Source organism: Luteibacter sp. PvP120 (assembly GCF_054055715.1).
In genome coordinates this window covers 65,488-84,318 of sequence record NZ_JBSRXP010000012.1, presented here as the reverse complement: position 1 = coordinate 84,318, position 18,831 = coordinate 65,488, and the positions used below count along the sequence as shown (strand labels likewise).

Sequence of the window (18,831 nt, the reverse complement as noted above, 5' to 3'; positions counted from 1 at the left end):
GGCCCGAAGGGCGATAAGAATACGGCCGCGGAGCGGCCCTTCCTTAGCGGGTCGCCGCAGGCGTGGCCCCGAGGGGGCTACCCGCCGGCTCTTGCCCCAAACGCCAGGGCTGCAAGGCCCAACGCGATGCCGAAGGCGAGCCTGCCCCCAAAGTCCAACCCAAAAGAATCAAGCCTTCCCCGCCGCCACGTTCACGCTGATCGCGATGATGAAAACGTTGAAGAAGAAGGCGATGGCACTGTGCATCAGGCCCACGCGGCGCAGGTAGCGCGTGGTGATCTGCACGTCGGAGACCTGGAAGGTCATGCCGATGGTGAAGGCGAAATAAGCGAAATCCCAGTAATCGGGTTCTTCGTCGCCGGGAAAGTCCAGGCCCTTGTGCGGCTCGCCGAACTCGCCGTAGTAGCCATGCGCGTAGTGCAGTGAGAACAGCGTGTTCATGAACGTCCACGCCAGGATGATCGTGCTTGCCGCTACGGCGATCGCCATCACGCCGCCCTTGTCGCTGGAGTTCAGCTCGGTGGTGACCGCGCCCAGCACCACGGCGGACAGCACGACGCCGCTGAGCAGGGTGGTCCAGCGCCCGGTGTCCTGTTGCGAGGCCTGCCGGCGCATCGTGGCCGGATTGGCGCCGACGAAGATGCGCAACAGCAGCACGAAGTAGACCACGGCACCGATATCGAAACCGATCAGCAACGGCAGCGAACGCGGCAGCCCGCTGAATTCCAGCACCACCGCCGCGATGACGGCCGCGGCTGCACCGACCAGCAGGCGCGGGCGGGCATGCGCGTAGCGAATGGGCGCCCACACCTTCTTGCGATGCGACCCGTGTTTTTGCGAGGTGTCGTTCATGCCTGCGTCCGCCTTGAGAGTGCGGCGGACTATAGCCGAGTGCATGCCCGATGCACCGGAGGGACGGGACAGCCGCCCCTCCGTCGAAGTGGCACTACGATTTCCGCCCCGCCAACAAGACGGTCGCTCGCTGCAAGGCCTGGGTCGCCTTGCGCGTCGCTTCCACGGTCAACGCCGTCTCGTCGCGTGCCTCGTCCCACGCTTTAGCGTCGATCGCATCGCCGATTCCCGGCAGGGGGGCGACATCTTCACCCTCCTTGCGACCGGGTGCCTGCAACAGGTGGCGATACGCGCGCCGCTGCGGCAGCCCCTCCGTCTGCAGGTAGGCGTCGCCAACCTCGCGCAGGTGACGATTGATCCGGATGGCGTCCGCGGGCGGGATGTCCCCGCTGGCGTCGGCCGCCGCATCGTAAGCGGTCGCTGCCGCCAGCAAGTCACGCTGCGCCGCACGCAAGGCGTCCAGATCCACCGGCTGCCATGCGTCATCGACCCGCGAAGGCGGCTGCAACTGCCGGTAGGCCACCTCCGCCAGGCGGTACGACCCGTCCGCCAGCAGCGCGTTGTGCCGCTGCGCTTCGTCGTGGGCTTTCGTCGCACCGGCCTGCACCCGATCGATATCGCGACCCAGCGCTTGCGCGAAGACGGTGAATCGCCATGGCAGCACGTCGGCATTGGCGACACGCAAGGCCAGGCGGGCATTGGTTTTCGCCAGCAGGCCGACATAGGCCAGGCCGGGGTCGCCAAAGCGCTGGTAGTGCGCATACGTGTCGTAGAGCGAGTGGTAGACCGGCACGCTTTCCTCGTCGCCGTCGCGGTCGTAACCGTAACGAACATGCAGCGAGGGCACGCCGAATCGATGGGCGAAGGCCAGGTAATCGGAACCGGTGCCCAGCCGAGGCAGGACCACGGGGCCGGCAGGTACCTCCCTGCCCTTCTCGTCGGCGTCCACGGCGCGCTTGGCCAGACGGCGCGCCTGCACGCTCGCTCCCGTCTCCGGATCGCGCAGGTCGGCGGCGACACCGTCCACCAGTGCACCGATCGACGGATCGCCCTGGGCGGCCAGCAGGCCGCGTCCGGTGGTGTCGTTGTTGAGATAGAACACCGCCTTTTTGGCGAGTTCCGCGGCATGGCGTTCCGTCCACGCGCGCGAGCCCAGGATGCCCAGCTCTTCGCCGTCCCAACTGGCGAAGACCAGGGTGCGCTTGGGTCGAACCCCCGCCTTGGCCAGCTCACCGATGGCTTTCGCTTCGGCCAGCAGCGCCGTCGTGCCCGCCAGAGGATCCCAGGCCCCGTAGACCCAGGCGTCGTGGTGCACGCCACGGATCACCCACTCGTCCGGGTAGCGGCTGCCGCGGAGCGTGGCGATGACGTTGTGCAGCGTGCGCCACTCCCACGGCGAACGGACTTCCAGATGGACACGTGCCTCCCCACCGATGTGATACGTGAGCGGCAGTCCACCCTGCCAGCGGTTCGGCACGACACGACCGCCCAGCGCGCGCAGGAAATGCTCGGCATCGCCGTAGCCGATGGTCACCACCGGGATCGACAGGTCGTCGGTATGCCTGGCCGCCTGGATCGTCTTCGCGCTGGCGGCATCCAGCACGCTGTCGATGCCCAGCGTGCCGCGCTGCACGGTGCGCGGCGTGCGCCATGCGCCGGTGGGATAAACCTCGCCCTTGGTGAACCCGTCGGCCTGGGGATCGGAGTAGATGACCACGCCTGCCGCACCGTGCTGCTGGGCAAGCCGCGGCTTCACCCAGCGACCGGCGCCGCTGGACTTCACCAGCACCACCTTGCCCGCCACGGACTGGCCCGTGCGCGCCAGGTCGGCATAGTCCTTCGCCAGTCCCTCGTTGACGTAGATCATCGGCGCGTCCACCGCGCCGTCGGGGCTGTACGCCTCCATGCCCGGCAGCACGCCGTCACGCCGCGCGGTGTCGGCATCGCCGGCCACGGCCGGCTCGGTAAAGTCCGCCGCGTAGCCGTCGCCGTCCAGCAGGGCGAGCTTCTGCACCGTGGGATAGGCGACGAGCACGCGGGTGGACTCCACCTGTACGTCCCAGCCCCACTGACGCAGGCTGTCGGCGATGAAGCGGGCGTTCTCGTCGTTGTGCGGCGAGCCTACGTGGTTGGGCGCCGAGGTGAGTCGGCGCAGCCAGCCGTCAAGGTCGGCGCCGGCCAGCGCGGCGTCCACGCGATGCTCCGTCTCGCGTTCGGCAACGGACGATGCGGGGGTGAAACCGACCAGCGGTGCGTCCGCGGCCGGCGTGGCGACCGCCGCGGTGACGGTCAGCGACAAGGCAAGCAGAAAGGCACGCATCGACATCAATCCCACCGGTAGGTCACGCTGGCGTAGTAGTAACGGCCATTCCAGCTCAACGGCGAAAACAGGCTGTACTTGAAGTTACCGCTGGTGGAGTTGGCGTACTTCACCTGCTCCGGCCGCGCATTGAACGCGTTGTCCGCGCCCGCGGTGAACGTCCAGCGGTCGAGGTTGTAGTCGGCCGATACGTCGAGCGTCCAGCGATGGTCGAAGTCCTGGTCCAGTGCCGGGCCACTGTTGCTGTAGACGGTGTAGCTGCCGTAGCGCTGCACGTTGGCGTGCGCCGCCCAGCGGCTGTGCAGGTAGTCGAAGCCGACATCGAGCTTGGTCCGCGGATTGGTATCGCCCAGCAGCCCGAGGCGTTCGCGGCGCTCGACACGCTGCACCGCCACGCCCAGTTCGTCGAGGATCGCCGGGTTCGGCTTCACCCGCGTCACCTTGTTCTCGTTGTATGCCCAGCCCACGGTGGTATTGAGGCGATCGCCGTTCGCAAGATCGAAACCGTACTGGCTGACGATGTCGAGCCCGCGCGTGCGTGTGTTCACCGCATTGGTGAAATAGCGGATCGACTGGTAATTCGCATCGACGCCGTTGGCGACCAGGTAGGCGTTGACGGCCGGCGTGTTGACCGGAATGTTGGACGACAGGTTGATCCGGTTGGCGATCTTGATCCAGTACGCGTCGGCACTGACATTCCAGCCGTCCAGCGGTTCCAGCACCAACCCCAGCGTGGCGCTGCGCGACTTCTCCGGCTTGAGCTTCACAGCGCCGAGCAGGCTGGCCGCCGCGGAGTCCACGGGGAACGTGCCCGACTGCACCAGCACCTGGCCCTGGCCGAGGTCCTGCAATTGCGACGAGATATCCGCGTAGTGCTGCTGCACCAGCGTGGGCGCACGGAACCCGGTGCCGACGCTGCCACGCAGGGCCACGCGCGGGGTGAAGTCGAACCGTCCGGACAACGCACCCGACGTGGTGCCGCCGAAGTCGCTGTACTGCTCATGGCGGCCGGCCAGCGACACCGCGAAACGGTCGGTCAGGTTGGTATCGAGGTCCACGTACACGGACGTGTCGTGGCGCTGCCAGTTGCCTTGCAGGTCGCCGGTGATGCCGCCGTTGGCACCGTACTGCGAGACGGCGTCGCCCGGTTTCACCTTGTAGCCCTGGCGCAGGTATTCCGCACCGAACGACACACTGATCGGGTTGGGCAACCACGACGGGCTGAATTCCTTGCCGATGTCGAGGTTGGCCACCTGCTGGTTGGTCTTGTAATCGGCGCCCTGGATGAAGAACGGCGTGCTGCCGAACGCGCGGTAGTAGTCCGCGTTGATCGCGTGGCTGCGCTGGTCGTATTCGTTCGAGCCGTGGCTGACCGAGGCGTCGTAATGCCATCCGCTGTCGAATTCGCCGCGCACGCCGGCGGTCAGCGTGGTGTCGTTGACGATGGGCACGTTCACCGGCAGGTAGCCCTGCGGATAGATCGACGCGACGTTGGTCGATTCACCGCGGTGACGATAGAGGCTGGCGGTCTCGTCGCGATCGCGCCGGTAGAGCGCTTCGACATACACCTCGGCCGCCTTGCTGAAGGCGTACTGCCCCACCAGCGACACCTTGTTCGACTGCACGGCGGGTTCGCCCAGCCAGTACACCCTCTTCCCGTAGGTGGTGCCGACCGAGGCGGCCGTGCGATCCAGGCCGGCGCGATTGGTGCCGTCGTTGTTCTGCGTGTCGATGGCGACATGGATCGAGCCCTTGTCGCCCAGCTTGAAGCCGGTATCCGCGCTCAGCTGGCGCTGGAGGCCATCGCCCGCGTCATAGCCGCCGAACTTGGCGGTCACCTGCCCGCCCGTGCCGGACTTCTTCAGGATCACGTTGATCACGCCACCGATGGCATCGGAGCCGTAACGCGCCGACTGCCCGTCACGCAGCACCTCGATACGCTCCACCGCCGAGACGGGGATGGCGTTGAGGTCCACGGGATTCGAACCGCGCCCGATCGCACCGCCCAGGTTGAGGAAGGCACCGGCGTGCTGGCACTTGCCGTCGATCAGTACCAGCACCTGGTCCGGGCTGAGACCGCGCAAGGTCACGGGACGGGCCACTTCGGCACCGCTGATCGTGGTCGGCTGCGGAAAATTGAGCGACGGCACCAGCCGCGCCAGCGCGGCCGTCAGCTGGGTGGCGCCGGTCTGCTGCAGCTGCTGCGGGGTGATGACGTCGATCGCCTGCAACGAGCTGGATACGGTGCGCTCGGTGCTGCGCGTGCCGGTGACGATCACGGTGTCCAGCTGGCTCGGTTTTGCCGATTCCGCCTTGTCCGCCGGGGCGGCCTCCTGGGCATGGGCGGACGTGGCGCCGAGCACGAGGGCCAGCGCGAGGGACAACGGGTGACGACGATGGGTCGAAGGCGACATGGGTGGGACTTTCCCCTGGAAAACGATGGAAGGATCGGCACCTGAGGCGCCGGATAGCCGGGAACGGCGGCATGACGCCGCGGCGAAAAGCAGCGGCAGCCGGCATGGCCGGAAAAGATCGAAAATATCGTTACCTGCGGCGGACCCGCAGGACACGCGCAACGCGTGGCGTCAGTCGCTCAGGCCCGTCGACACGAACGACACGCAGCGCCGACCGGACATCGCGGCGCGGCCGCTGACATCGACGGAAAGGCAGGTGCGTGGCAGGTGTGAGCGTTCACGGTGAGCGGGTGTCGCCTGGATAGGGCCGGGTGCCATTTGTTGCACCGCAGCGACCCGATGTCAACCCGGTCGATTGGACGTCCATTTCAAGGACTGCGACGCTTTGACGCGCATCGTGCGATGATTTCGCCAGTTCTCCACAGGTCCTTCCCCATGAGCTACGACGACGATTACCCCGAAGAACGCGAGTTCGACGACGAAGAAGGCGAGGAGACGGTCGAGTCGCAGGTGTGGCAGCTGTTGCTGCTGATCAACCCGGGCGACGAGGAAAACGCGCTGCGCCAGTTCACCGACTACCGCACGGAAATCGAGGACCAGGGCGACGACGATCCCATCCGTGTCGTGGCGCAGGTCACCGACTGGCAGTCCAGTTTCGAAGTGGATGCCGACGAAACCCGCACGCTGGTGGAGGCGATCGCCGAGCTGGTCTCGCGCTGGAGCGACGTCACCATCGACTGGGACGGCGACCCCAGCGAGGACGAATTCCACGAGGACATCGACGGGCCGGAGATCTTCAGCCGCGCCTTCGACCAGCTCAACCAGTACGGTTACACGTTGTGGGCCCGCGAAGCGGAAGACGACGACGTCTACGCCGGCTGGATCACGTCCTCGCGCGATGACGAGCACATGCGCCAGCTGGCGGCCAAGCTGGGGATCAACCTTCGGCTGGGTAACCAAGTCACCTGAGCGGCGGGCGCGCCGCGCGGCGCGGCGCGTTCAGGCCAGGCGTTCCTTGAGCAGGTCGATGAACGCCCGCACCTTCACCGGCGGCTGGCTGCCCGGGTAGACGGCGTGCACCCCGCCCGCGGGCAAGGTATAGCCCGGCAGCAGGGCCACCAGGCCGCCCGCTTTCAGTTCGGCCTCCACGATGTAATCGGGCAACACCGATAGGCCCAGGCCTTCGAGCACGAAGCGGTACGCCGCCGTGGCGCTGTTCGCGCTGGCGACGGCGCGGGTCTGCACCACGCAGTCCGCGGCGTTCGGATCCTTGAACACCCAGCGGGTCGGCGAGGCAAGCACGCTGACCGCGATCCAGCGGTGCGTGGACAGATCCTCGGGCACCGTGGGTGTGCCATGGCGGGCGAGATAGGCGGGGGATGCCACCAGGCATTGCCGGAAACTCGACAGCTTCGTCGCGCGCAGGCTGGAGTCGCGCAGCCAGCCGAGGCGGATGGCCAGGTCGAAGCGCTCGGCGATCAGGTCGGTCACGGTGTCGGTGACCACCAGTTCCACGCGGACCTGCGGGTAGCGCTCGGCATAGGCGGCCAGGGCCGGTGCCACCACGTTGATGCCGTGGTCGTTCGCTGCGCTGATGCGCAGCGTACCCATCGGGGTGCCGCGACATTCGCCCAGGCGGGCGATCGCGGCTTCCGCCTCCGCCAGCACACGCGCGCAATCCTCGTGGAAACGCTCACCCGCGTCGGTCAGAGCCATACGGCGGGTGCTGCGCACCAGAAGCTGCACGCCGAGTTCGGCTTCCAGACGGGCCAGGTGCTGGCTGACCATCGCCTTGGTCGTGCCCAGTTGCTCGGCGGCGGCCGTGAACGAGCCGGCACGAACCAGGGCGACGAAGACGCCGAGACGGTTGAGATTGATATCGATGGCCATGGGGCTCGGTCAAGATCGTAAAGCAAGACTTTACGATGAATCGCGTCAGGAGTGGTTTTTCCGTAACGATACGCGGCGCATGCTGTGCGCCTACCCCACCGAACCCGAGGTTTACCCATGAAGATCATTCTGTTCGGCGCCACCGGCAATATCGGCAACGTCATCCTCGACGAGGCCCTGGCCCGCGGCCATGAGGTCACGGCGGTGGCCCGCGACCCGTCGAAGCTCGCCACGAAGCATCCGAAGCTTAACGTGGTGAAGGGCGACGTGGCCGAGCCGGCCTCGTTCGCTCCGTCCCTCGGCGGCGCCGATGCCGCCATCGCCAGCCTCAACGACCACGCCGATCCCGCCAACGTCCCCCGCCAGGCCACCACCTTGCTCGACGCGCTCGCCGCCGCGCACGTGAAGCGCTTCGCCTGGGTCGGCGGCGCCGGCAGCCTGGAGGCGGCGCCCGGCGTGCGCGTGATCGACGATCCGCACTTCCCCGAGGCCTGGAAAGCGTCCGCCAATGCGCAGATCGAGGCGCTGAAGGCCTTCCGCGCCAGCACGACGGACGTGGACTGGACCTATATCAGTCCCGCCGCCGAGATCGCGCCCGGTGAGCGGAAGGGTAGCTTCCGCGTCGGTGGCGAGCAGTTGCTGGTCGATGCCGCCGGGCACAGCAAAATTTCCACGGCGGATTTCGCCATCGGCGTGCTGGACCGGATCGAGAAAGGCGATGCGGCGAAGAAGCGGGTGACGTTCGCGTATTGAGGGGCTGCTCGATGCGGCTGTAGGAGCTCACGTATGTGCGCGACATCTTTTCGCGACAACCTCGGCGCTGGCGCTTAGAGGTGGGGGACTGGTGCGAAAAGCACTCGCGCACATCGTGCGCTCCTACGGTATACCGGCCTTCGGCCGGTATACTCCCCCTATGAACTACCGTCACGCTTACCATGCCGGCAATTTTGCCGATGTCCTCAAGCACATGGTGCTCGTGGCCCTCATCGATGCCTTGAAGCAGAAGGCCTCGCCGTTCTGCTACATCGACACCCACGCCGGCAGCGGCCGCTACGACCTTCAGGGCAACGAGGCGCGCAAGACGGCCGAGGCGGACGAAGGCTTCGGCATCCTCAAGACTGCCAGCGGGCTGCCGCCCCTGCTGTGGAAGTACCTCGAGATCGTCCGGGCCTGCAACGAGGGCAGCGATACGCTGCGTTACTACCCGGGCTCGCCGTGGATCGCCGCGCACCTGATGCGCGACACCGATTCCGCCCAGATGGTGGACCTGCGCAACGATGAATCCGGCGGCCTGCGCCAGCTGTTCCATCACGACAAGCGCATCCACGTGCACGAGCGCGACGGCTACGAGGCCATGAAGGCGTTCGTTCCACCGAAGGAAAAACGCGGCCTGGTCCTTATCGACCCCCCGTTCGAGGCGCAGGAAGCCGAGTTCCGGGTGATCGAGAAGACGCTGAAGGCCGCGCTGGAAAAATGGCCCACCGGCGTCTACGCCGTCTGGTACCCGATCAAGCTGCGTAGCCATGTCCAGCCGTTCCACCGCTGGCTGACCAAGTGCGGCGCCCGGCGCGTGCTGGTGGCCGAACTGCTGCTGCGTCCGGACGACTCCCCGCTGCGGTTGAACGGCACCGGCATCGCCATCGTGAACGCGCCGTGGAAGCTCGATGACGCCCTGCGCGATTCCCTCAGGCTGCTGCCGAAACTCCTGGGCACCGCCGGCCAGTCCGAATACCGCCTGACCTGGCTGGTCGAGGAAGGCAAGGATGAAGATGTAGCCCACGCGCCGCATTCGCCACGTTCAGTCCGTCGGCGGTAGATTGGGTTACACGCCAGGAGCCGACCCATGCGCCCCCAGACCGTCAGTTCGACCGCCGCCGCTTTCGTGCTCGCCGCCGCTCTTTCCGCTTGCGCGCCGGCACCGATCTACAAGCCGACCCCCAACAATGCCGCCGTGCCGCCGTCCCAGGTGGCCCGGGAGCCGGAACGCTACGGCAGCGCCGACGTCATCTGGGGCGGGCGCATCGTCAAGGTCAGCAACTTCGCCGACCACAGCGAAATCGAGATCCTCGCCTATCCGCTGGACCGCTCGCAGCGGCCGCAGGCCAACGACACCGGCAACGGCCGCTTCATCGCCGCCATGCCCGGTTATGTCGAAAGCCTGGATTACCCGGCGGGCGGCTTGGTCACGGTATCCGGGCGCCTCAACGGCACGCGCGCGTCCAACGTTGGCCAGGCCTCGTACACCTTCCCGCTGGTGACAGTGAACCAGTCGCACGTATGGACGGCCAAGGAGATGTCCGGTGGCCATCCGAACGTGAGTTTCGGCGTGGGCGTGGGCATCCTACGGTAAGATCCTTCGATTACCCATCGGGAACAGGGATCACATGTCGGGACACGCCGATTCGAAGCGCGCGATCTTTCTTGCGCTCGGAGCCAATTTCGCCATCTTCGTCGCCAAGCTCGTGGCGGCCATCTTTACCGGCTCCGGGGCCATGCTGGCCGAGGCGGTCCATTCCCTGGCCGATTGCGGCAACCAGGGTCTGCTTCTGCTGGGCATGCGCCAGGCCAAGCGCCCTCCGTCGGCGGATTATCCGCTCGGCTGGGGCCGTGCGCTGTATTTCTGGTCGTTCCTCGTGGCGATCCTGCTTTTCAGCGTCGGCGGCATGTTCTCGGTGTACGAGGGCGTCCACAAGCTGACCCATCCCGAGCCGCTCAAGTGGGCATGGCTGGCGATCGGCGTGCTGGCCTTCTCGATCGTCACCGAGGGCATTTCCATGCATGGCTGCATGCAGGAAGTGAACAAGGCCCGCGGCGACCAGCCGCTGTGGCAGTGGTTTAGCGAAACCCGCGCCAGCGAACTGCTGGTGATTTTCGGCGAAGACCTGGCGGCGCTGATGGGCCTGTGCTTCGCGCTGATCGCCGTCGTGCTCACCATGCTCACCGGCAACCTCATGTTCGACGCCATCGGCACCATCGCCATCGGCGTGTTGCTGATCGTGGTGGCGGTGGCCGTCGCGCGCGAGGTCAAGGCGCTGCTGATCGGCCAGGGCGTGGAGCCGAAGCGCCGCGTGCAGATGATGGCCTTCCTCGAGGCCCGCCCGGAAATCGACACCGTCTACAACCTGCTCACGCTGCAGATGGGCAACGAGGTGATGGTGGCGGTCAAGGCCCGCATGAGTCCCTCGCCCACCGCGCGGGCGATGGTCGAGGCGATCAACATCGTCGAGGCCGACTTCAAGGCCGAGTTCACGGATGTCCGCTGGAGTTTCTTCGAGCCCGACATCACCGACTGACCCCGCCCGGACGGACGGCACCGCTGGCCCTTCACGGCCAGGTAGTACAATCGTCGGCTTGTCCGCAAGCTGCCAAGCCGACTCCATGCCTCTAGTGCTCCCCCGCCCGTCGCTCCCCGCTACCGCCAAGACCCGCCGCTACTGGGCCACGCCCCATGGCTCAGCGTGGGCGCTCGAAGTCGCCGAGGCGGCACGCGAGCACGAGGGCGTACTGGTCGTGGTCACCCGCGATACCCGCAGTGCCGACAACCTCGAAAGCGAGTTGGCGGTGTTCGCCGGCGAACTGCCGGTGCTGCATTTTCCGGACTGGGAGACCCTGCCCTACGACGTCTTCAGTCCGCATCCGGAAGTGGTATCCCAGCGTATCGCCACGCTCTACCGCCTGCCCACCACCCGGCGCGGCGTGCTGGTGGTGCCGGTGGCGACGCTGATGCAGCGGATCGCACCACGCACCCATATCACCGGGTCGGGGCTGGTACTGCGCAAGGGCCAGAAACTCGACCTGGGCGCCGAGCAGCGTCGGCTGGAGGCCGCTGGCTACCGCAACGTGCCGCAGGTGGCCGAACCGGGCGACTTCGCCGTGCGCGGTGCACTCATCGACATCTACGCGATGGGTGCCGACGAGCCCTACCGCGTGGAGCTGTTCGACGACGAGATCGAGTCCATCCGCAGTTTCGACACCGAGACCCAGCGCTCCACCCACCAGGTGGACAGCGTCGACCTGCTGCCCGCACGCGAATTCCCGCTGACCGAAGACGCGGCGAAGAACTTCCGTGCCAACCTTCGCGAACGCTTTCCCATCGACATCCGTCGCTGTCCGCTCTACCAGGACATGAAGGAAGGCGTGACGCCCGGCGGTATCGAGTACTACCTCCCGCTGTTTTTCGGCGCGACCGAAACCCTGTTCGATTACATCGCCGGCGATGCGATGTTCGTCCTCGGCGAGGGCACGCTGGCCGCCGCGGAGCAGTTCTGGACGCAGACCGCCGAGCGCTACGACCAGCGCGCGCACGACATCGAGCGCCCGGTGCTGCCGCCGGCAGAGATCTACCTGCCACCGGAGCAACTGCGCGAACGCCTCAACAAGCAGGTGCGGATCGACGTGGTGCCCGCCGGCCACGAACACGCGGTGGACCTTGGCACGCAGCCGGCGCCGGACGTGCCGCTGAACCGCAAGGGCGACGAACCCGGCGCGGCTCTTAAGCATTTCCTGTCCAGCTACAAGGGCAGCGTACTGATCGCGGCGGACTCCGCCGGCCGCCGCGAGGCGCTGATCGAGCAGCTGGCCGGCGCCGGCCTGAAACCGGTCAACCTCGACAGCTGGAAGGATTTCCTCGCCCGCGACGAGAAGCTCGCCATCACGGTCGCGTCCCTGGAGCAGGGTTTCGCGATCACGAAGCCGGCCTTCACCGTGCTCACCGAGCGCGAGTTGTTCGGCGAACGCGTGCGCACCGATCGCAAGCGTCGCGCCGGTGCCGCGCGCGATCCCGAAAGCATCATCAAGGACCTGACCGAGCTGTCCATCGGCTCGCCCATTGTCCACATCGATCACGGTGTCGGCCGTTACCAGGGGCTGGTGTCCCTGGACGTGGGCGACATGCCCGGCGAGTTCCTCACCATCGAGTACGCCAAGGGCGACAAGCTCTACGTGCCGGTGGCCCAGCTCGGTCTGGTCAGCCGCTATACGGGCACCGCACCTGAACTGGCACCGCTGCACTCGCTGGGTGGCGATGCCTGGGAGCGCGCACGAAAGAAAGCCGCCGAGAAGGTCCGCGATGTCGCCGCCGAACTGCTGGGCATCTACGCCCAGCGCGAGGCGCGCCAGGGCCAGTCGCTGTCCGTCGACCGCCCGATGATCGAGGAATTCGCGGCCACCTTCCCGTTCGAGGAAACGCCGGACCAGCAGGCGGCGATCGATGCGGTCATCGTCGACCTGGCAGCGCCCCGCGCCATGGATCGCGTGGTCTGCGGCGACGTGGGCTTCGGCAAGACCGAGGTCGCCCTGCGTGCCGCGTTCGCCGCGGCCACCGCGGGCAAGCAGGTGGCCGTGCTGGTGCCGACCACCCTGCTCGCCCAGCAGCATTACCGCAACTTTGCCGACCGCTTCGCGGACTGGCCGGTGCGCGTGGACGTCATCTCCCGCTTCAAGTCGAAGAAGGAAGTGGACGGCGCGCTGCAACGGCTGGCCGACGGCCAGATCGACGTCATCGTCGGTACGCACAAGCTGCTCGGCCCGGACATCCGCTTCAAGGACCTGGGCCTGGTCATCGTCGACGAGGAACAGCGTTTCGGCGTGCGCCAGAAGGAACAGCTGAAGAAGCTGCGCGCCGAGGTGGACCTGCTGACCCTCACCGCCACGCCGATCCCGCGCACGCTGAACATGGCGATGAGCGGCCTGCGCGACCTGTCGATCATCGCCACGCCACCGGCCCATCGCACGGCCGTGCGCACGCTGATTTCCACCTATCAACCCGCGCTGATCCGTGAAGCCATCCAGCGCGAGCTGGCCCGCGGTGGCCAGGTCTACTTCCTTCACAACGAAGTGGAGTCGATCGAGCGCATCTCACGCGAGCTGGGCGAACTGGTGCCCGAGGCACGCATCCGCGTCGCCCACGGCCAGATGCCCGAGCGCGAGCTGGAACAGGTGATGGCCGATTTCCACCGGCAGCGGTTCAACGTGCTGGTGTCCACCACCATCATCGAATCGGGCATCGACATCCCCACCGCCAACACCATCGTGGTGAACCGTGCCGACCGCTTCGGCCTGGCCCAGCTGCACCAGTTGCGCGGACGCGTGGGTCGCTCGCATCACCGCGCCTATGCCTACCTCATCGTGCCCGACCGCAAGGCGATGACCGCCGATGCGGAGAAGCGCCTGGAAGCACTGGCCTCGCTGGAGGAACTGGGGGCCGGCTTCACGCTCGCCACCCACGACCTGGAGATCCGCGGTGCAGGCGAGATGCTGGGCGAGGAACAGTCCGGACAGATCCAGGAGATCGGCTTCGGGCTGTATACCGAGTTGCTGGACCGCGCGGTGCGCGCGCTGAAGTCGGGCAAGGTGCCGGACTTCGACCTCACCTCCGAGCACGAGACCGAGGTGGAACTGCACCTGCCCGCGCTGATCCCCGGAGACTACCTGCCCGATGTCCACACGCGACTGACGCTGTACAAGCGCATCGCCAGCGCGCGCGACGAACACGGCCTGCGCGAACTGCAGGTGGAGATGATCGATCGCTTCGGCCTGCTGCCCGAACAGACCAAGTGCCTGTTCGCCGTCGCGCAACTGAAGCTCATGGCCACCCCGCTCGGCATCCGCAAGGTGGACTTCGGCGCCAGCGGTGGACGCATCACCTTCCGCGACAAGCCCGATATCGACCCGATGGCCCTGATCAAGCTGATCCAGCAGCAGCCACGCATCTTCAAGATGGACGGCCAGGACAAGCTGAGAGTAATACTCGAGCTCCCCGGCAGCGCCGAGCGCATCCGCACCGCGCAAGACCTGCTGGTCTCCCTGGGCGCCCGCCGGCCGGGTTAATCCACCGCCTACATGTAGGAGCGCGCGATGCGCGCGACATGTTTTGAGGCCAAACCTGTCGGCTGGCGCGCCAGCTCCAGAGGTTCCGCCAAAAGATGTCGCGCGCATCGCGCGCTCCTACGGGTCATCGTCTATCGGCGCAGCGGCTGCCGATAGACGATGACATCACCGAACAGGCACTCAGCCAGCGGGCGTCGTCCGCACCAGGTACTGCACGCTGAAGCGGCGATCCTCGTCCATCCAGACCTGCTCCACCGACAAACCGGCTTTGTTCGCCATCTGCGCGAAGTCGTCCAGCGAATACTTGCAGCTGTACTCCACCTGCATCGCTTCGTCCTCGCGGAAGGTGAAGGCATCGCTGCCCACATGCACCACCTGGTGGCGGGTGCTGACCAGCGAGGTCTCGATCCGGCCGGCCAGCACGTTGTAGCGTGCGCGGTGGCGGAACGCATCCAGATCGAAATCGGTGCCGACCTCGCGATTCAGCCGCACCAGCATGTTGAGCGTGAAATCGCGCGTGACACCGGCGGCGTCGTTGTAGGCGGCCTCGATCTGCGCGGCGTCCTTCTTCAGGTCCACGCCGACCAGCACACCGCCGCCGTCGCTCATCTCGGCGCGCATCTGGCGAAGGATCTTCACCGCATCCTTTGCCTCGAAATTACCGATGGTCGAACCCGGGAAGTAGATGACGGTGCGCCGTGGCGAACGCGAGGCCACCGGCAGCCGCAACGGCTGGGTGAAGTCGGCGCACACCGGCTGCATGGGCACATCGGGGAAGCGCGTGGACAATTCGGCGACGCTTTCCATCAGCGCCGTGCGCGAGATCTCCACCGGCACATAGGCCACGGGCGTGACCAGGTGCTCGAGCAGCATCCGCGTCTTGATCCCACTGCCACTGCCGTATTCGACCAGGCGTACATCGGGCCCGATCACATGGGCAATGTCTGCCGCATGATCGCGCATGATGCGGATCTCGGTTCGCGTGAGGTAGTACTCCGGCTGTTCGCAGATGGCCTCGAACAGCGCCGAACCGCGCTCGTCGTAGAACAGGCGCGACGGCAGCTTCTTGATCTTGGCCCCGAGGCCGCGCCGGACGGTCTCGAGGGTGTCCTCGACATCCGGATGGCGGTCGTCGACACGGATGTCTTTGGGTTGAGCACTCATCGATCGTTTCCCAGTCGTATCCCCGTGAACTGCCAGCGCGCATGGGGAGGAAAAAAATTACGGTAGGTGGCACGAATATGATCGGAGGGCGTCGCGCAGGAGCCTCCGCGGAGTATCCACTGACCGTTCATGAACTTGCCGTTGTATTCCCCCAGCGCACCGTCCAGTGGACGAAACCCCGGATAACTGACATATGGGCTCATCGTCCATTCCCAAACGTCGCCGTACATCTGACCCAGGTCGGTTTCAAACGACGACGCACGTGGGTGGAACAAACCGTTGTCCTGGAAATTGCCGCGTATCGGCAGCGACGCGGCCATGGTTTCCCATTCGGCCTCTGTCGGCAGCCGCGCGCCGGCCCAGCGCGCGAACGCGTCGGCCTCGAAATAGCTGATGTGGCACACCGGCGCGTGCGGATCGATGGCCCGGCGGCCCTGCAAGGTGAACTCCGTCTCGCACGCCTCGTCCCAGTAGAGCGGACGCTGCCAACCCTCGGCCTGCACGGTGGCCCAGCCGTCCGACAACCACAGCAGCGGATCGCGATAGCCGCCGTCCTGCACGAATGCCAGGAACTCGGCATTGGTCACCGGACGATTGGCCAGCGAGCCCGCCTGGCGCCAGGTGCGATGGCGCGGCCCTTCGTTGTCGAAGTGAAAACCGTCGCCGGCATGACCCACCTCCACCACGCCTTCGTCGAACGGCACATAGCGCAAGGCAGGCGCGGCCACGGATAGCGCACGCGGCGCCTCGGCGGCGAACGCCGGCTCCAGGGGATTCTGCGCAAACGCGTGCTTGATGTCGGTGAGAAGCAATTCCTGATGCTGTTGCTCATGCTGGCAGCCCAGCTCGATCACGACAGCCAGCGCCGGATCGTCGTTGTGCATGAGACGCTCTGCCACAGCATCGTCCACGCGGCGCCGGTAATCCAGCACTTCGGCAAAGTCCGGCCGCGTGATCATTCCCCTACGGGGGCGCGCGTGCATCGGGCCTACCGACTGGTAGTACGAGTTGAACAGGAAGTGCCATTCCGGGTTCGCCGGCACATAGCCTTGAGTACGACCCAGGACGAAGTGCTCGAAGAACCATGTGGTGTGGGCAAGGTGCCACTTGGTCGGGCTGGCATCCGGCATCGACTGGATGACGGTGTCCTCCGGACGCAGATGCGATGCCAATTCGGCACTGCGACGGCGTACGCCCAGGAAACGCGTGGCGAGGTCCGCAGGGGCCGCGGGGGTCGGGTCGAGGCCAAGCGGGCGGACCGTCATGCGCTGGCCTCCTGTGCGGCCGTATTAGCGTCAGTCATTACGGAAAGGATGGCCGAGGAAACGTTCAACGAACGTGAGTGGCGCCCTTCACGCCCTTAACGAAAGGTGCACCGTGGCCCCTGTCAATCTGGCCCGTGGGCCGATCCCGGCTTAACATCGCCATTCCTCCCGGAGGACCGCGTCATGACTGCCCGAATCCTGTTTACCAGCGCTCTTCTGCTCGCAGGCGCGTTCACCGCGCACGCGCAGGACAACACACCCCGTCCCGGCTCCTCCCCCCAGGCCCGTAACGAACTGCCCTTCAACGACTGCCTGCGCACCGACCGCATCAACGAATGGGCGGTGGTCGACGCGCGTACGGTGGCGGTGCGCAACGGGCCCAACCATTTCGTGGTGAAGACCAGCGCTGACTGCCCGCGGATGGATCTGGGCGGCGGCATCCGCTTCAAGTCGTCCAACAGCGACAAGGCCATGGGCGAGATGCGTATCTGCGGCGGCATCGATGAGAAAATCCTTCGCCGCAACGAGCCACCGTGCCAGGTCCAGTCCGTGCAGACGATCGACAAGGCGACATTCGAGTCGATGAAGAAGAGCGCCAAGCGGCGCGGCTCGGGGGCGCAGCTGCCGTCTCCGGGTGGCTGAGGCGGGCTCGCCTTCGGCATCGCGTTGGGGCTCGAGCCTTGGCGTCGCGGAGCAAGAGCCGGCGGGTGCCACCCTCGTGGCCACGCCTGCGGCGACCCGCTAGGGAAAGGCCGCTCCGCGGCCGTTTATTTATTGCCCTTCGGGCCGGGTCGGGCTTCGAACGGGGATTTTCGATTCGACATCCTGTCTCAGCGAAAATGGCCGGCCGTCCTGGCCGGCCCCCTTCGGGCCTTGTCCGTTCGAAGTCCTCGCCTGCGGCTACCGGCCCCGAGGGTGGCACCCGCCGGCTCTTTCGACGACTGAGGTTACGTGTGGGGAGAGCGAAGAGCTGGGTTTCGCTTCGTGGGTGGGAACGCTCGCTTGCCTGCTTTGCATGGCATCGGTCGCCTTGGATACGTTGAGGGTTCGCGCACGTGCGTGCGCTCCTACCCCCAGCCGGCAGACCACGCGTCGGATATGCCACAACCGGCCCTACCCCTGGGGTAGGAGCCCACGATGTGGGCGAAAAGCCAACAAAGCGGCGACGCCCTACCCCGCATGTCCGCGGACGCTCGCGCCACAACCCGCCTCAGTCATTGGAAGAGCCGGCGGGTAGCCCCCTCGGGGCCGGTAGCCGCAGGCGAGGGATTCGAACGGATAAGGCCCGAAGGGGGCCGGCCAGGACGGCCGGCCATTTTCGCTGAGCCATGGATGGCGAATCGAAAATCCCCGTTCGAAGCCCGACCCGGGCCCGAAGGGCAATAAGAATACGGCCGCGCCAGCGGCCCTTCCTTAGCGGGTCGCCGTAGGCGTGGCCCCGAGGGGGCTACCCGCCGGCTCTTGCTCCAGTGCCAGCGGCTCTTGATCCGAGGCCGAAGGCGAGCCCTCACGGCCACCCGCCACGAACGTCCGCCCCAAAACAAAAAGAGCCCGGCTTTCACCGGGCTCCTCGATCTAACCACTCAACCGAAAACGACTCCGATCAATACCCGTCGTCACGCACATAACGGGTACCACCGTAACCGTCGTCCACGTAAGTGGTCGTGGTGGTCACGCGGCGGGTGACCACGGGCGCGTCGTCATAGACGACCGTGCGGGTGGGCGGGGCGTAGTAGTAGCCCGGGCCGTTGTCGTAGACCACCGTACGCGGCTGCGTGGCGTTGGCGACCAGGCCGACCACCGCACCGGCGACGATGGCGCCAGCGATCCAGCGGCCGGCGTGGTCGTAGTGACCGCGACCGTAGTAGCCGCCACGGCCGCCGTAGTAACCACCACCGTGGTAGCCATAGCCGTAACCGCCATGGTAGCCGCCGTAATAACCACCGCGGGCAAACGCGCCGGGTGCGAACGCCATCAGACCCGCAGCGGCGAGGACGAGAGCGGACTTTACGAACTTACCTTTCATGACAGTTACCTCCGGGTGTTGACTGCAGATTCGCGCTCGGCCACTGAATCCAATCTGAAGTTTTCTACACCC

14 protein-coding genes are annotated in these 18,831 nt (G+C 66.4%); 7 read left to right on the top strand and 7 right to left on the bottom strand.

Features of this window, described 5'->3' with window-relative positions; all coding sequences use genetic code 11:
• Positions 1–168: 168 nt before the first annotated feature.
• The 3 genes from ACVKN3_RS18410 to ACVKN3_RS18400 form a co-directional block, all read right to left on the bottom strand.
• Entirely contained in the window at positions 169–852 is a 684-nt protein-coding gene (locus ACVKN3_RS18410; protein ID WP_354517213.1) for a DUF1345 domain-containing protein, read from the bottom strand.
• Between the two features lie 94 nt (positions 853–946).
• The gene (locus ACVKN3_RS18405; protein WP_354517211.1) at positions 947–3,172 is read right to left on the bottom strand and encodes a M28 family peptidase; all 2,226 of its coding nucleotides are present in this window, start codon (positions 3,170–3,172) and stop codon (positions 947–949) included.
• 5 nt (positions 3,173–3,177) lie between these two features.
• Complete coding sequence (locus ACVKN3_RS18400) at positions 3,178–5,586, bottom strand: TonB-dependent receptor plug domain-containing protein (protein ID WP_354517209.1); 2,409 nt, start codon at positions 5,584–5,586, stop codon at positions 3,178–3,180.
• Positions 5,587–6,021: 435 nt separating this feature from the next.
• Between ACVKN3_RS18400 and ACVKN3_RS18395 the strand changes: the two genes are divergently transcribed.
• Positions 6,022–6,555: a DUF6630 family protein gene (locus tag ACVKN3_RS18395; RefSeq protein ID WP_285406714.1), complete on the top strand. Its 534-nt coding sequence runs from the start codon at positions 6,022–6,024 to the stop codon at positions 6,553–6,555.
• Positions 6,556–6,585: 30 nt separating this feature from the next.
• Here the strand turns inward: ACVKN3_RS18395 and ACVKN3_RS18390 are convergent, their stop codons facing one another.
• Positions 6,586–7,476 (bottom strand): LysR family transcriptional regulator, encoded by an 891-nt coding sequence (locus ACVKN3_RS18390; RefSeq protein ID WP_354517206.1) that lies wholly within the window; start codon positions 7,474–7,476, stop codon positions 6,586–6,588.
• Positions 7,477–7,593: 117 nt separating this feature from the next.
• On the opposite strand from ACVKN3_RS18390, the gene ACVKN3_RS18385 reads away from it, so the two are divergent.
• The 5 genes from ACVKN3_RS18385 to mfd all read left to right on the top strand — a co-directional run bounded on the left by ACVKN3_RS18385 (position 7,594) and on the right by mfd (position 14,304).
• On the top strand, positions 7,594–8,229 hold the full coding sequence (locus ACVKN3_RS18385) for an NAD(P)-dependent oxidoreductase (RefSeq protein WP_354517204.1): 636 nt from the start codon (positions 7,594–7,596) through the stop codon (positions 8,227–8,229).
• 160 nt (positions 8,230–8,389) lie between these two features.
• A complete protein-coding gene (locus ACVKN3_RS18380; RefSeq protein WP_354517202.1) occupies positions 8,390–9,292 on the top strand; it encodes a 23S rRNA (adenine(2030)-N(6))-methyltransferase RlmJ in 903 nt (300 codons plus the stop codon).
• 27 nt (positions 9,293–9,319) lie between these two features.
• Positions 9,320–9,826, top strand: coding sequence for a Slp family lipoprotein (locus ACVKN3_RS18375; protein ID WP_354517200.1), 507 nt, complete (start codon positions 9,320–9,322; stop codon positions 9,824–9,826).
• 34 nt (positions 9,827–9,860) lie between these two features.
• Positions 9,861–10,769: a cation diffusion facilitator family transporter gene (locus ACVKN3_RS18370; RefSeq protein WP_354517198.1), complete on the top strand. Its 909-nt coding sequence runs from the start codon at positions 9,861–9,863 to the stop codon at positions 10,767–10,769.
• 85 nt (positions 10,770–10,854) lie between these two features.
• Positions 10,855–14,304 (top strand): transcription-repair coupling factor, encoded by a 3,450-nt coding sequence (gene mfd / locus ACVKN3_RS18365; protein WP_354517196.1) that lies wholly within the window; start codon positions 10,855–10,857, stop codon positions 14,302–14,304.
• 180 nt (positions 14,305–14,484) lie between these two features.
• Here mfd and egtD read toward each other — a convergent pair whose 3' ends face one another.
• Entirely contained in the window at positions 14,485–15,468 is a 984-nt protein-coding gene (gene egtD / locus ACVKN3_RS18360; protein WP_285406731.1) for an L-histidine N(alpha)-methyltransferase, read from the bottom strand.
• Entirely contained in the window at positions 15,465–16,733 is a 1,269-nt protein-coding gene (gene egtB / locus ACVKN3_RS18355; protein WP_354517194.1) for an ergothioneine biosynthesis protein EgtB, read from the bottom strand. Before egtB ends, egtD begins: the two co-directional genes overlap by 4 nt.
• A 183-nt stretch (positions 16,734–16,916) precedes the next feature.
• Between egtB and ACVKN3_RS18350 the strand changes: the two genes are divergently transcribed.
• Positions 16,917–17,375, top strand: a complete 459-nt coding sequence (locus tag ACVKN3_RS18350; RefSeq protein ID WP_285406733.1) for a DUF6491 family protein — start codon at positions 16,917–16,919, stop codon at positions 17,373–17,375.
• 961 nt (positions 17,376–18,336) lie between these two features.
• Here the strand turns inward: ACVKN3_RS18350 and ACVKN3_RS18345 are convergent.
• The gene (locus tag ACVKN3_RS18345; RefSeq protein ID WP_036140639.1) at positions 18,337–18,759 is read right to left on the bottom strand and encodes a hypothetical protein; all 423 of its coding nucleotides are present in this window, start codon (positions 18,757–18,759) and stop codon (positions 18,337–18,339) included.
• Between the last annotated feature and the right edge of the window lie 72 nt (positions 18,760–18,831).